Origin of the sequence: Hymenobacter aquaticus (assembly GCF_004765605.1) — a bacterium.
Classification (GTDB): Bacteria; Bacteroidota; Bacteroidia; order Cytophagales; family Hymenobacteraceae; genus Hymenobacter; species Hymenobacter aquaticus.
Map to the genome: position 1 here is coordinate 1,334,643 of NZ_SRLC01000002.1, position 14,061 is coordinate 1,348,703.

General features: G+C 62.3%; 10 protein-coding genes. 8 read left to right on the forward strand and 2 right to left on the reverse strand.

The window, feature by feature from the left end; genetic code table 11:
- Nucleotides 1–310: 310 nt before the first annotated feature.
- Entirely contained in the window at nucleotides 311–1,195 is an 885-nt protein-coding gene (locus E5K00_RS18390; RefSeq protein WP_135464736.1) for a transglutaminase-like domain-containing protein, read from the forward strand.
- Between the two features lie 337 nt (nucleotides 1,196–1,532).
- Here the strand turns inward: E5K00_RS18390 and E5K00_RS18395 are convergent, their stop codons facing one another.
- Nucleotides 1,533–2,144, reverse strand: a complete 612-nt coding sequence (locus tag E5K00_RS18395; RefSeq protein WP_135464737.1) for a redoxin domain-containing protein — start codon at nucleotides 2,142–2,144, stop codon at nucleotides 1,533–1,535.
- Nucleotides 2,145–2,158: 14 nt separating this feature from the next.
- A complete protein-coding gene (locus E5K00_RS18400) occupies nucleotides 2,159–2,827 on the reverse strand; it encodes a 4'-phosphopantetheinyl transferase superfamily protein (RefSeq protein WP_135464738.1) in 669 nt (222 codons plus the stop codon).
- A 143-nt stretch (nucleotides 2,828–2,970) separates the two neighbouring features.
- Here E5K00_RS18400 and E5K00_RS18405 point away from each other — a divergent pair, with 143 nt between their 5' ends.
- The 7 genes from E5K00_RS18405 to E5K00_RS18435 all read left to right on the forward strand — a co-directional run bounded on the left by E5K00_RS18405 (nucleotide 2,971) and on the right by E5K00_RS18435 (nucleotide 13,953).
- Nucleotides 2,971–3,915 (forward strand): WD40 repeat domain-containing protein, encoded by a 945-nt coding sequence (locus E5K00_RS18405; RefSeq protein ID WP_135464739.1) that lies wholly within the window; start codon nucleotides 2,971–2,973, stop codon nucleotides 3,913–3,915.
- Nucleotides 3,912–4,931: a DivIVA domain-containing protein gene (locus tag E5K00_RS18410; RefSeq protein WP_135464740.1), complete on the forward strand. Its 1,020-nt coding sequence runs from the start codon at nucleotides 3,912–3,914 to the stop codon at nucleotides 4,929–4,931. The genes E5K00_RS18405 and E5K00_RS18410 overlap by 4 nt, the downstream gene beginning before the upstream one ends.
- A gap of 218 nt (nucleotides 4,932–5,149) precedes the next feature.
- On the forward strand, nucleotides 5,150–5,521 hold the full coding sequence (folB, locus tag E5K00_RS18415) for a dihydroneopterin aldolase (protein ID WP_135464741.1): 372 nt from the start codon (nucleotides 5,150–5,152) through the stop codon (nucleotides 5,519–5,521).
- A 212-nt stretch (nucleotides 5,522–5,733) separates the two neighbouring features.
- On the forward strand, nucleotides 5,734–7,986 hold the full coding sequence (locus E5K00_RS18420; RefSeq protein ID WP_135464742.1) for a pectate lyase family protein: 2,253 nt from the start codon (nucleotides 5,734–5,736) through the stop codon (nucleotides 7,984–7,986).
- 199 nt (nucleotides 7,987–8,185) lie between these two features.
- Nucleotides 8,186–8,608 (forward strand): BlaI/MecI/CopY family transcriptional regulator, encoded by a 423-nt coding sequence (locus E5K00_RS18425; protein ID WP_135464743.1) that lies wholly within the window; start codon nucleotides 8,186–8,188, stop codon nucleotides 8,606–8,608.
- A 7-nt stretch (nucleotides 8,609–8,615) separates the two neighbouring features.
- Nucleotides 8,616–11,237 (forward strand): M56 family metallopeptidase, encoded by a 2,622-nt coding sequence (locus E5K00_RS18430; protein WP_167856944.1) that lies wholly within the window; start codon nucleotides 8,616–8,618, stop codon nucleotides 11,235–11,237.
- A 133-nt stretch (nucleotides 11,238–11,370) separates the two neighbouring features.
- Nucleotides 11,371–13,953, forward strand: a complete 2,583-nt coding sequence (locus tag E5K00_RS18435) for a DUF5916 domain-containing protein (protein WP_135464745.1) — start codon at nucleotides 11,371–11,373, stop codon at nucleotides 13,951–13,953.
- The last annotated feature ends 108 nt before the right edge of the window (nucleotides 13,954–14,061 follow it).

Sequence of the window (14,061 nt, forward strand, 5' to 3'; positions counted from 1 at the left end):
ATCTCGCGGGCTGTCGTTGCTAAACTGCCTGTCATCCTTCGCTGGGCGTGCGCCAGATGAAGGATGACAGACGCGGGGAAGAGAAGAAGCGCAGCGGTTCCCGCCTCTGCCGTGGTGTTTCCTGTGCTCGGCCTGCCGTTCTTTGCCAAGCCCCAACCGACCCATTCTTGTGCCCCTGGAATTGAACAATACGCCCCCTGATCTATGTTAATTCCGGGCCACTGGCCGTGGTGATACCGCGCCAGTTGCGTTTATTTGCTCTTCCCCGCATTTCGGCGGCCGTTTTTGCCGGCTGCCCGTTCGCCAATCCATGACCAACAAAGAAATTAAAGCCCTTATTTCCCTGCTGGATGATCCGGAAATTGCCCCGCAGATTCAGGACCGTATTCAGACGCTGGGGGAAAGTATAATTCCATTTTTAGAAGAATCGTGGGAGGAAAGTCTCGACCCGCAGCAGCAGCAGCGCCTCGAAGACCTGATTCACAACCTCCAGTTTGAGGGCTTGCAGCAGCGCCTGCGCGTGTGGCGCGACTCGGGCGGCGAAAACCTGCTGGAAGGCATGTGGCTACTCAACTCCTACCAGTACCCCGACGCCGACCTACAGGCCCTGAACCGCGCCATCGAGCAGCTGCGCTTCGAAGTCTGGACCCTGCTGCGGCCCGACATGCACCCCGCCGACCAGATTCAGGCCCTGAACCACGTGCTGTTCCGGACCCATAAGTTCGCGGCCAACACCCAGAACTTCCATTCGCCGGCCAACTCCATGCTGCACCTGGTGCTGGAAACGCGCCGGGGCAACCCGCTTACGCTGTGCGTTATCTACCTGCTGGTGGCCCAGCGGCTGAATCTGCCCATTTTCGGCGTGAATCTGCCCAACCTGTTCGTGCTCACCTACCGGCCCGAAGACCGCACGGTGCCCGCGTTTTACATCAACTGCTACAACCGGGGCCTGATTTTGTCGCGCACCGACATCGAGCACTACGTAGCCCAGCTCAACCTCTCGTCGAACGACATTTTCTTCGAGCCCTGTTCCCACCTCGACATCGTGCGCCGCGCCCTGCGTAACCTCGTGTTCAGCTTCGAAAAGATGCAGGAACCCGCCAAAGCTGCCGAAGTCAGCAAGCTGCTGACCATCCTCACCGACGAAAGCGGCGAGGCGACGGACACCGAGCTGGGTAGCGGCGAAGAAGATTAGCCTGGGCCAGATGCACAAGACGTGTTATGGCGAGGCGTAAGCCATTCCGCGCCTGAAGCGGCGTCAATCCGTCCTCTGAAATGTACTGAGCCCTCTATTGTAAAGGGCCCTGAGGCCTGAACCGTGTAACGCGAAGTTCCACTTCGCGAGTCGTTGAACGATGGTCGTTGTTATGGCGCGGCCGCCTCGCGAAGTGGAACTTCGCGTTACGAGCAAAAGCCCTTTCCCGTGCGAGCAGGAAAGGGCTTTCTGGTAAAAGGGCGGTTGTCACCAGCCGAGGACGGATTAGCTACGCTGTCCTTCCGGTGCTTCGTTCCTCGCAACGACGCGGGAGAAATTACGGCTTCTTGATCAGGCAGCCGGCGGCGCGGCGCTCGGTGGTGCCTACCGGGCGGCCGGCCAGTACGTTGTCGAGGGCCTGGGCCAGGTATTTGTCTTTGGCGTAGGCTTCCACCTGGGCGTTGTCGTCGATGGCGCCTTTGTAGCGCACCACGAAGCCCGTGCCGGAGGGCTCCAGCACGACGGCCTCCGGGGTTTTGGTGGCGCCCAGCAGGGCACTCACCTTCTGGCTTTCGTCGGTCAGGTAGGGGTAGTCGTCGGCGCCGGTGGTTTTCACCTTCATCTTCTCGGTGTCGGCGGCATCGGCCGTGGCTTCCAGGTTGATGGGCGTATTGATAAAGAGGAACTGCACGCCCCGGCCGCTATACGCCGCATTCAGCGCGTTGAGGCGGCTCTGGTAGAGCTTGGAAAAGGCGCAGTTCGGGTTGACGAACACCACCACTACGGCCTTGTTTTTGGCGTAGCTGCTCAGCGTGACGGTAGCGTTGGAAGGGCTTTTTAGGCTGAAATCACTGATGGTGCGGCCATCCTGGGCCCGGGCAACGCCCACGGCCAGGGCAGAGAAAACGAGGGCCGCGGCGGCAATAAGCGAGATTCGGCGAAAGGTCATAGGGGAAGAGGAAGTCAGAAGGAGGGCGGCGCGACGTCTTCTACACAGTAGGTGAGCAGGTAGTCGGCCGTGAGGCGCTGGTAATGAATCTGGTGTTGGCTGCGGGAGTTTTCTAGCAGCAGGTGCCCCGTCAACACACCTGCCTCCCGCAGCTCAAACGGGTTGAGCTGAATTTGCTCTTTAAACACCAGGCCCCGGCGACTATGCAGCTTGTAGAGCGTCTCTTTGGCACTCCAATAGAGACTGTGTTTGGCTACGTCGTCACCGGTGTTGGCTAGCTCGTCTTTCGATAAAAACCTGGCAGCCAACAATTGCGCTTTGGTGCGGATCAACTCAATATCTGTGCCAACGCGGCCCCGCGTGGCGACAATACCGGCCACCCACTCGCCCGAGTGCGACAGGGAAACCGCGTAATCGGGCAGCTGCTCGAAAAAAGGGCGGCCGTTGGCGTCGTTGCGCAGCACAGCCCGGGCGGCGGGGTTAGCCTCCTGGAGCAGGGCGTGGGCCAGCACCCGGCCCGCCAGCCACTGCAGGTTGCGGTTTTCGTCGCGGGTGGCGGGCTGCAGCTGGCTGTAGAGCTCGGGCCGGGGCACTTGCTGTAGCAGTTCGGCGGGCTGCTCCGTCAGCTGCCACAAGCCCAGCAGGGCGTGGTCGGAAAGCGGCGTGACGGAATGGAGCGGCATACGGAAAGATACGGGAGGAAAGCCGCGTCGGACTTAGCAGCCGCAAAGATAGATAACGGGCTAGCCGTAGCCGCCACCACGCCCTGTGTAGGCTGACCTCGTCAAAACTGGCGTATTTTTGCCCTAAATCCTAACCCAACGCCATGCCGCTGCTTTTTCGTCCGGAGGTTCAGAAGCTTGCCACTCTCACCGGCCACCACGACTGCGTCTACGCCCTGACCGGCTCGGCCCAGGAAACGGTGGTGTACTCGGCCGGCTCCGATGGATTTGTGGTGGCCTGGGACAGCGCCGCGCCCGAGCAGGACGGCGAGCTGGTGGCCCGGGTCGAAAACTCGGTGTATGCCCTGCGGTATCTACCCAAAAGGCAGCTGCTGCTCATCGGCCACAACTTCCAGGGCTTGCAGGTAATCGACCGGCCAGCCAAAAAGCTGGTGCACGCCACCGCGCTGCCCCCCGTGGCCATTTTCGACATTGCGTACTCCGAGGCCCGGCAGCGCATCTACGTGGCTATGGCCGACGGCACGCTGGCCGTACTGCACGGTGAGGATTTTCGGCTGTTGCAGCTGCTGCGCCTTTCCGAGAAAAGCCTGCGCTGCCTGGCCCTGCACGAGCAGCGCGGCGAGCTGGCGGTAGGCGGCTCCGACACGCTGATCCGGGTGCTCGACGCGGCCACGCTGACGGTGAAATACACGCTGGAAGGCTCCACCAACTCGGTGTTTACGGCCACCTATTCGCCCGACGGCACCTACCTGCTCACGGCCGGGCGCGACGCCCACCTGCGCATCTGGGACGTGCAGCAGGGCTACCGGGAGCAGCAGAGCATTATTGCCCACCTGTTTGCCATCAACCACGTGGCCTACAGCCCCGACGGGCAGTTTTTTGCCACCTGCAGCATGGACAAATCCATCAAGCTCTGGGAGGCCGAGAGCTTCCGGCTGCTGCGCGTGCTCGACAAGGCCCGGCACGCCGGACACGGCACTTCGGTGAACAAGTTATTTTGGTCCGGACCGCGGAAACGGCTAGTTTCGTGTAGCGACGACCGAAGTCTTGCCGTGTGGGAGCTGCACGTCGCCCCCAATGCCTTATGAAAATTACCGCCCTCGATATCCGGCAGAAGACCTTTGAAAAAGCTTTTCGGGGCCTCAACAAAGAAGAAGTAGAAGCTTTCCTGGTGACCTTGTCGCAGCAGTGGGAGCGGATGGGCGACGAAAACCGCGAGCTGCGCCTCAAGCTGGAGCACGCCACCCAGGAAGTCAGCAAGATGCGGGAGGTGGAAACCTCGCTCTACCGCACCCTGAAAACGGCCGAAGACACCGGCAACAGCATTACCGAGCAAGCCCAGCGCGACGCCGAACTGCGGGTGCGCGAAGCCCAGCTCAAGGCCGAGCAGCTGCTCAATGACGCCCGCCAGAAAGCCCGCCAGGTGGTCGACGACGCCTATAAGCAGGCCGAGAAAACCGTGGGCGAGATGAAAACGGAGGTGAACGGCCTGGGCCAGGAATGCCAGCGCCTGGAAAACCAGCTCGAAAGCCTCGTGCGCGACTTGCAGCGCCTGGCCAACGACACGCTCGACAAGGTGGAAAAAGTGAAGGCCCGGCCCAAAACGGAGGCCGCCGCCATCCTTTCGCGGGCGGCAAGCGTAAAGGTGAGCAGACCCGATTCCTCACCTGAAACCGACACTGCCATGTACGTAGGCTCTGCTTCCACTTCTTCCGTTGCCGCCGTTGCGGGAGCCACCGCCGCCGCTGGCGGGGGCGTCGCCTTCGACCAGCCCGCCGCCCGCCCCATCGGGCCGCAGCCGGGCAGCTACAACCCCAAGCCGGGCCAGCAGCCCGACCCCGGCGCCCCGGCCCAGACGCCCGGCCCCGATATTGAGCCCAACCGCACGCCCCACGAAAACCCCGGCTACGTTGATCCGTCGCGCATCTATAACCCCGAGCCGGCCCGCGTGCCCGAGCCCGACGCGCCCCACATCGAGCCCACCGCGCCCGATATTCAGCCCGTAGGCCCCAACCACCCGGAAATCACCCAGCCTTCCCCCGCGACGCACCCCGGCATGGCCGCGGCCAGCGCCGCCGAGAAATCCTTTTTCGACGAAATCTAACCCCCGGATTGGCTACGCCGAACTTCGTTTCGACGGATTTTTTGGATTAGCCGGATTTTGTAAACGAGTCCCGACGAAGCCTGCCCTTTGGGGTGGGCTTCGCTGTTTCCGGTAGTTATAGCATACTTTTAGCCACTACCCGGCCGGTAAGACCCGAGCCGGCCGCGTGAGAAAAGGACTCACCATTTCACCACTTTACAATTTCACTACCTCACCGCATGGGCCAGATTGCACTGGAAGGAATGGAGTTTTTTGCCTACCACGGCTTCTATGATGAGGAGCAGAAAATCGGCAACCGGTACAGCGTTGACCTTTACGTGGGCACTGATCTGCACGCGGCGGGCACGTCCGACGCCCTGGACAACACGGTGAACTACGTGGTGCTCTACGGCATCGTGAAGGAGGAAATGGCCGTGTCGGCGCGGCTGCTGGAGCACGTCGGCCACCGGATTCTGGACCGGGTGCTGGGGCAGTTTCCGCACGTGAAATCGGTGAAGGTGAGCGTGTCGAAGTACAACCCGCCGTTTGGGGGCGTGTGCGAAAGGTCGCGCGTGACGATGAAGCGCAAGCGGGCCAAGGTGCCGGCGTAGATACTTTTGCCGGTTTCGGGCGGGAAACTGGGGTAGGGCGGGGCCGCCGGTTTTCGACTGGCTGCCTCCGGCAACGTTGCCGGCAACGTTTGCATAACTTTATTGCGGGCTTTGCCCTACTAGGTGCTCATTTGCTGGATTTTAGCAGGTAGGTTTAAGTGAACCTTACCCGCTGGCGGCTTCTGCCGCTACCCACCCAAATTCCCCGGCGTATGAAGCATCTGCTTTCCTTACTCTTATTGCTGCTGTTGCCTTGGGCGCTGCGGGCCCAGAGCTTAACCATCTTAGAGTCAGGTGGCTGGCTGGAGTCGGCGTACGTGCGGTGGCAGCCCCTTGCCACGGCGCAAAGCTACAACGTGTACTACAGCGGCGGCGGCCTCGTCAATCAGAAGCTCGACGACCAGCTCATCCGGAGCTACGGCTCCTATTACCGGGCTGACGCGCTGGGTCTGGCCCCCGGCACGTACACGCTCAAGATCGTGCCCGTCGTTTCGGGAGTCGAAGGCACTGCCACCGTGACCAGCTCCCTGACGGTGCGGGCCCAGGACCGGACCGGATTTGCCTTTAGCGGTGGCCGGGTGCCGGGCGCCTACAACGCCGACGGCACGGTGAAAAGCAACGCCGTTATTCTCTACATCACGCAAAACACCAAGAATACCGTCTCCCTCAACGTGACCGGTGCTTCGGTGAACCCCTGCGTGGGGCTGCAAACCATTCTCGACGGCTTTAAGAAAGGGCGGGATGCGCGGCCGCTGCTCGTGCGCCTGGTCGGCAACATCACCGACCCGAGCTACCTGCTCAGTGGCGACCTGGTTATCGAAAACAACAATCTGGCGACCAGCTTCATTACCCTGGAAGGCGTCGGCAACGATGCCGTGGCCAATGGCTGGGGTATTCGGGTGAAAAGTGCTTCCAACGTGGAAATCCGCAACCTCGGCAGCATGAACTGCGACAGTGACGAGGGCGACAATATTGGCCTACAGCAGGACAATGACCACATCTGGGTGCACAACGTCGATTTCTTCTACGGCCGCGCGGGCAGCGACGCCGACCAGGCGAAAGGCGACGGGTCGCTGGATTGCAAGAAGTCGACCTACGTGACCTTCGCCTACAACCACTTCTGGGATTCGGGCAAGTCGAACCTGCTGGGGCTGAGCGAAGCCTCGACGCAGGGACTCTACATCACCTACCACCACAACTGGTACGACCATTCCGACTCCCGGCATCCCCGGGTGCGGTATTATTCGGCCCACGTGTACAACAACTACTACGACGGCAACGCCAAGTACGGGGCCGGCTCGACGCTGGGCTCCTCGGTGTTCATGGAAGGCAACTACTTCCGCAACTGCAAGTACCCGATGCTGACCTCCATGCAGGGCACGGACGTGTACAACCCCGTGACGCAGGCCAACGACTACAACAACATGCCGATTTTCTCGAACGAGAACGGGGGCACCATCAAGGCCTTCGATAACTACATGGTGGGGCAGCAGCGCTTCGTGCCCTACGGCGCGGTCGGCTACCCGAAGTCCACGGTCGACTTTGATGCCTACGTGGCTACCACCCGCGGCGAGCAGGTGGGCAGCGCCGTCGTGTCGGCCTACGGCGCCAACACGTACAACAACTTCGATACGAACCCGGCCGTCATGTACGCCTACACGCCCGATGCCCCGGCGGCGGCGCAAACCAAGGTAGTGCAGTATGCGGGCCGCGTGCAGGGCGGCGACTTTAAGTGGAGCTTTAACAACGCCGTTGATGATGTTTCTTCGGCCGTGAACGTGCCGCTGCAAACGGCGCTGGTCAACTATGCCACGGGCTTGGTTTCCGTGCAGGGCGACGGGCCGGCATCCGGTGGTGGCGGCGGCGGTTCTACGGCGGCCGATATGGTGCACAACTTCACCCTGGCCGGCACGACCAGCACCTTCTACACTATCACCGGCAACCTGTCGACCTCGCAGGGCACGGTGGTGTATAATGGCCTGAACCTGACGCAGTGCCTGAAACTGGAGTCGTCGACGAACATTGCCTTCACGACCACCGCGTCGGCCACCGTCACGATGGTGTTCAATGACAGCTTCAGCGGCACGGTTAAGGTGGATAACGTGAGCCAGACCGTCAGCGCGGGCCGGCTGACGCTGACGCTGCCGGCCGGGCCGCATCAGATTGCCAAAGGCACTACCGCCAACCTGTATTACCTGAGCACCGCTTACCCAACCACCCTGGGAGCCGGGCAGCCACAGGCGGAACTCGCCCTCACGGTTAGCCCAAACCCGGCGGCGGATGCGGTGGTAGTAGGGTGGAAGAGCCCGCGGGAGTTTTCGCTCTACACCATCACGGGCAGCCTGCTGAAAACCGGCACCACGAATCAGCCACTCAGCCTGAAAGACGTGAAGCCCGGGCTATACCTGATTCTACTTCAGGACGAGGCCGGGCACCTGCGCACGGCGCGCCTGCTCAGGCAATAAGCCAGGCGGGGTGCACGGGCGGTAAAAACAACGGCTCCGCACCCTGACCGGTTATCCTGCGAAAAACCAGCTTTACGGCTGGTTTTTCTGTTTGTTTTCTATTTATACGAAATAAATCGTAGATAAAATTTGCTTCTACGATTCACTTCGTATATGTTTGATGTACGAAGTAGTTCGTATCAAGAAAAGACCCCTAGCTATGAGTAAGGCACCCCTTCCCAAACCCACCGAATCGGAACTTGAAATCTTGCAGGTGCTCTGGCAGCACGGCCCCAGCACCGTCCGGTTCGTGAACGACGAGCTCAGCCAGAAGCGCGAAGTAGGCTACACCACCACCCTGAAGCTGCTGCAGCTCATGCTCGACAAGGGCTTGGTGCTGCGCGACGACGACAGCCGCACCCACGTGTACCGGGCCGCCGTGCGCCAGGAAGAAACCCAGGGCCTGCTGCTCGACCGGTTCGTGGAAGCGGCCTTTGGGGGCTCGGCCATGAAGCTGGTGATGCAGGCCCTGGGCAACCGCCGCACGTCCAAGGAAGAACTGCGCCAGATCCGGACTCTGCTCAACGAAATCGAAAACGACAAACCCGAAACTGAGAAAGGAGGCCCCGATGAGCTGGCTTGAGAATGTGTTGTCGCCGGAACTCGTGCGGGCCGTCGGCTGGACGATAGTACACTCGCTCTGGCAGGGCGCGGTGGTCGGCTTGGCGTTGGTGGGGCTGTTGCTGGTGCTGCGCCGGCACTCGGCTCAGGTGCGCTACAACGTGGCCGGCCTGGCCCTGCTAACCATGCTCGGGCTGGCGCTGGCTACGTTTGGCCGCCACTACGCCGTGGCCCTGGCCCGCACCGCCGCCCCGGCGGCTTCGGCGGCCCCGGCTTCCGCCGCAACTGATACGCCGAATCTGCTGGATACGACGGTGGCTACGTCGCGGGAGGTAGTGGCCGCGCAGTCGGTTTCGTTGCTGGAAACCGGCCGGCAGTATTTCGACCAGCACCTGCCCCTGATTGTGGCGGCCTGGTTTCTGGGCTTGCTGGCCATGACGCTGCGCATGCTCGGCGGCCTGGCGTACGTGCAGCGGTTGCGCCACTACCGCGTCGAGCCGCTGTCGGCGCAGTGGAATGAGCGGCTGAACGTGCTGGCCGACCGTGCCGGGCTGAAGCGCACCATTACGCTGCTGGAGTCGGCGCTGGTGAAGGCCCCGCTGGTGGCCGGCCACTTGAAACCCGTAATTCTGCTGCCCCTGGGCACGGTTATGGGGCTCAGCCAGGCCCAGCTGGAGGCCATTCTGGCCCACGAGCTGGCCCACATTGCCCGCCGCGACTACCTGATGAACATTCTGCAGTCGATGGCCGAAATCCTGTTTTTCTACCATCCCGCCGTGTGGTTTATTACGGCCTGCCTGCGCACCGAGCGCGAAAACTGCTGCGACGACGAAGCCACCGCCATCTGCGGCGACCCGCTGACGCTGGCCAAAGCCCTGGCGGCCCTGGCTGAAATGGGGCAGCGCGTGTACCCCATACCCCAGCTGGCACTGTCGGCGGTAGGGCCCGACGGCTCGCTGCTGGGCCGCATCCGGCGGCTGGTGCAGCGCCGGGCCGCGCCGACCTTCTCGGAGGGCTTCATGGCCGCGCTGGTCGTAATGGGCGGCCTGGCGCTGATTGGCCTGACCACCGTGGTGTCGATGGCCAACCCCCGGCCCTGGCCCGAAAAGGCCCGGGAGCTGGTCGGTGCCGTGTTCGGACCCGAAAACAGCATGTGGGAAAAAAGCCTGCACGCGCTGCAGCTCAACTCCTCCGTCGAGCTGGCGCCTTCGGAATTCCCGGTGCCTTTTCCGGATGCTACCGTGGCTGGTGACGACGACGACGACAAGAAGAAGCGCAAAAATAAGTCGAAGGACAAGGGCGACCAGCACACGGTAATCGTGCGGGAAGCCGACGAGGACGAGCCCCTGCGCCGGGGCAAAGACGGCGGCACCGTGGTAGTAAAGCGCGACAAGAAGGGCCGCGTTACGGAGCTCTACGTCGATGGGCAGCGCATTGAGATGGAAGAAGGCAAGCAGAAAGCCAAGGGCAACAGCACCGAAATCATTCGGCTGGCCCCCGGCAGCCGCGCCAGCCGCAGCCGCTCCAATTCGAGCTTCAACTTCGATTTCGACTCGCGCAACTACGGCATGTCGGCCCGCGACCAGGAAGAGCTGCGCAGCTCGATGCGGCGGCTGGAGCAGGACCTGAGCCGGAACGAAGACGAAATTCGCCGCGGCACGAGCCGCGCCTACGTGCTGAGCGACGGCAACCGCGTGGAAATCCGCAACGGCCGCGCCGTCACGGTCGACACCGACCGGATTGCCGCCAAGGCCCTGCAAGATGCCGAGCACTCCTTGCGCGAGGCCGAGCGCAACGAAACTGATGCCGAAGCCCGCGCCAGGATCAGCGAGGAGCTGGAGCGCCTGCGCGAGCGGCGCGACGAGCTCCGCTCCCGGCAGGAAGAAGCCCGCAGCCGCGAGCTGGAAGCCAGCCAGGCCGACCGGGAACAAGCCCAGCTGGAGCGCGAGCGGCAGCAGGCCGAGCGCGAACGGCAGCAAGCCGAGCGGGAACGAGCCCGGGCGGAGCGCGAAAGGGAGCGGGCCATCCGGGAAGAGCAGAACAACAAAGTGGAGGAGAGTATCGTCGATGAGCTGGTAGAAGACAACCTGATCAAAGACCGCAAAAACTTCCAGCTTGTGCTGAAAGGTACCGGAATGGTGGTCGATGGGCAGCAGCAGCCCGCCGCCGTGGCTGCCAAGTACAAGAAGCTGTTTGAGGAAGGCACCGGCCGCACCCTCGGCACGTCGGGCTCGATGGTGTTCAGCAACTCGGGCGGCAACGTGAGCCGGATTTACTCCAATACCTCCGGCGGCTCGAAGTACACCTCGACGCCTCCTTTGCCGCCGCTGCCGCCGGTTCCGCCCTTGGCGCCGGGTGCTTCCCGGGCCTCGCGCAGTCGGCTGGCGCCCGTGGCCCCCGCCCCGCCCGCGCCGCCCCGCCCTCCGCGGGCCCCGCGCAACGTGAAGGTGAACTCGGTGGCCCTGGGCGAGCAGCTGCGCAAAGACGGCCTCATCGACGCCGAGGCCCGCTCGTACCAGTTTCAGCTCAATCAGAACGGAATGTCGGTCAACGGGCAGAAGCAATCCGCGGAAACGGCGAAACGCTACCGGACGCTGCTGGGCAAAAACGACGAGAAAAACTTCAACATGGACGTCGTTATTACCGAATAGCCGGCGCCATTCAGGGAAAGGCCTGCCACCGGGCAGGCCTTTTTTGTGTCCTGCTCCGCCTAGCTGAGCAACCATTAGGCATCGGCTATCATCTATTCACGCACTTCCCCATTCTTTCCTTCATTCTGCGTTCATGAGCTTACGTGTACTTCTCTGTTGTTGGCTGGGGCTGCTCACGTACACCGTTGCCGCGCAGACGCCCACGCCGGCGGCTTCCGCCGCGGCCGATGCCAAGGTGCTGGCCCCGAAAAAACAGCTGTCGGCCCTGCGCATCAGCGAGGCCATCAAGCTCGATGGGGTGCTCGACGAGGCCGTGTGGCAGCAGGCTGCCATTGCTACCGACTTTATCCAGAACCGGCCCAACCCCGGGCCGCCCGAGAAGCACAAAACCGAGGTGCGCGTGCTCTACGACGACGCCAACCTCTACATCGGGGCCGTGATGCACGACGTGGCCGGCGACTCGATTATGCGGGAGCTGACCGCGCGCGACAACTTCGGCAACACCGACTTTTTCGGCATTTTTCTGGATACCTACCAGGACAAGCTCAACGGCTACGGCTTTTTCGTGACCACCGGCGGCGTGCAGATGGACGCGCGCTACTCGCCGGCCGGGGGCGAAGATTTCAACTGGAACGCCGTCTGGGACTCGCGCACCAGCGTGAAAGGCACCGACTGGTACGCCGAAATGCGGATTCCGTACTCGGCCATCCGGTTCAGCAAAGCCCCCGAGCAGGTGTGGGGCCTGAACTTTATGCGCCAGCGTAAGCGCGACAACCAGGCGTTTTTCTGGAACGAGGTGAAGCCCGCCGTCGACGGCTTCGTGAACCAGTGGGGCACGCTGACCAACCTGCGCAGCATTGAGCCCCCGCTGCGCCTGTCGCTAACGCCCTACATATCGGGCTACGTGAACCACAACCCCGTGGCCGACGACGGTACGCGCCGCACCACCACGAGCTTCAACGGCGGGGCCGACGTCAAGTGGGGCATCAATGAGAGCTTCACCCTGGACGCCACCCTGGTGCCCGACTTCGGGCAGGTGCAGAGCGACAACCAGGTGCTGAACCTCTCGCCCTTCGAGGTGCAGTTCAACGAAAACCGGCAGTTCTTCACCGAGGGCACTGAGCTGTTCAACAAAGGCAACCTGTTTTACTCGCGCCGCGTGGGCGCCACGCCCATCGGCTTTTACGGCGTGAGCAAGTCGGATAAGGAGAAAATCATCCGGAACCCTTCCGAAACCCGCCTGCTGAACGCCACCAAGGTGTCGGGGCGTACGAGCAAGGGGCTGGGCATCGGGGTGTTCAACGCCGCCAGCAACGACGTGTACGCCACCATCCGCGACAATGAGACGGGGCAGGAGCGCCAGGAGCTGACCCAGCCCTTCAGCAACTACAACATTGCCGTGCTCGACCAGAGCCTGAAAAACAACTCCTACGTCTCGCTAATCAACACCAACGTCACGCGCTTCGGCCGCACCTACGACGCCAACGTGACGGGCGGCCTGTTCCGGTTTGCCAACAAGAAAAACTCCTACGCCGTGGATGGCCGCCTGGTGTACTCGCGCCGGCGCGGCAACGTGTTCCACGAAGACGACCTGATCGACGACCGGGACGGCTACAAGTACCAGCTGGGCGTAAGCAAAATCAGCGGCAGCTTCACCTGGGGCGTGAACCACGGCATTGAGTCGCACAGCTACAACCCCAATGACCTGGGCATTCTGTTCGGCAACAACAACATCAGCCAGGGCATCTACGGCAACTACAACCACTACAAGCCCTTCTGGAAGGTCAACAACTTTTACTCCTACTTCGGCCTCGACCAGTCGTTTCTCTACAAGCCCACGCTCTACCAGAAAACCAACCTCTACGGCGGGGCCAACACGACCTTCACCAAGAGCTTCCTGACCACGGGCTTCAACTTCGACGTGAACCCCATCAACCGCGACTATTTCGAGCCGCGCAAGTCGCCCCTGGGCGAGTACTACGTGCGGGTGCCCGCCAACGCTAACTTCGGGGCCTTTGCCTCGTCGGACTACCGCAAAAAGCTGGCCCTGGATCTGAACGGCGGCGTGCGGGTGTACCGGGAGGAAGACCGGTTTGAGCGGCCCCGCCGCCTGGGCATCGGCTTTGGCGTGTCGCCGCGCTACCGCGTGAATAACAAGCTCAACTTCCGCTACAGCCTCGACTGGAGCACCAACCGCAACCAGATTGGCTACGTGAACCCCAGCCGGGGCGACGATGGCAGCCTGAGCGACAAGTACCCCGAGGATGCGGCCGTGCTCAAGGAGTTTCCGCGGGCCGTGCTGCTGGGCCGCCGCCGCGTGGTCACGGTATCCAACGTATTGCAGGCCGCCTACACGTTCACCAACCGCATGTCGCTGACGGTGCGCACGCGCCACTACACCAGCACGGTGCGCTACCTGGGCTTTGCCCGCCTCAACCCCGGCGGCGACGAAGCCCCCGTTGCCTACGCCCGCAACCGCGACAACACCTTCAACGCCTTCAACGTGGACGCGGTGTACTCGTGGTGGTTTGCGCCCGGCTCCCAGGTCAGCATTGTCTGGAAAAACGCCGGCTCCACCTTTCTGCAGGCCAACGAAGCCACTCCGCTCTACTTCGACAACCTGAACAACACCATCAACACGCCCCACAACAACTCCGTGTCGGTGAAAATCCTGTACTACCTCGACTACCTGGCGTTGCGGCCCCGCCGGGCCTAAGCCGGCCACGAGTAGCTACAGCTACACTTTCCAGCCCCGTGGGTTCCGCTGCATTTGGTGGAACCCACGGGGCTTTTCGCGGAATGTATCGGCCCATGCGAAGCCCTG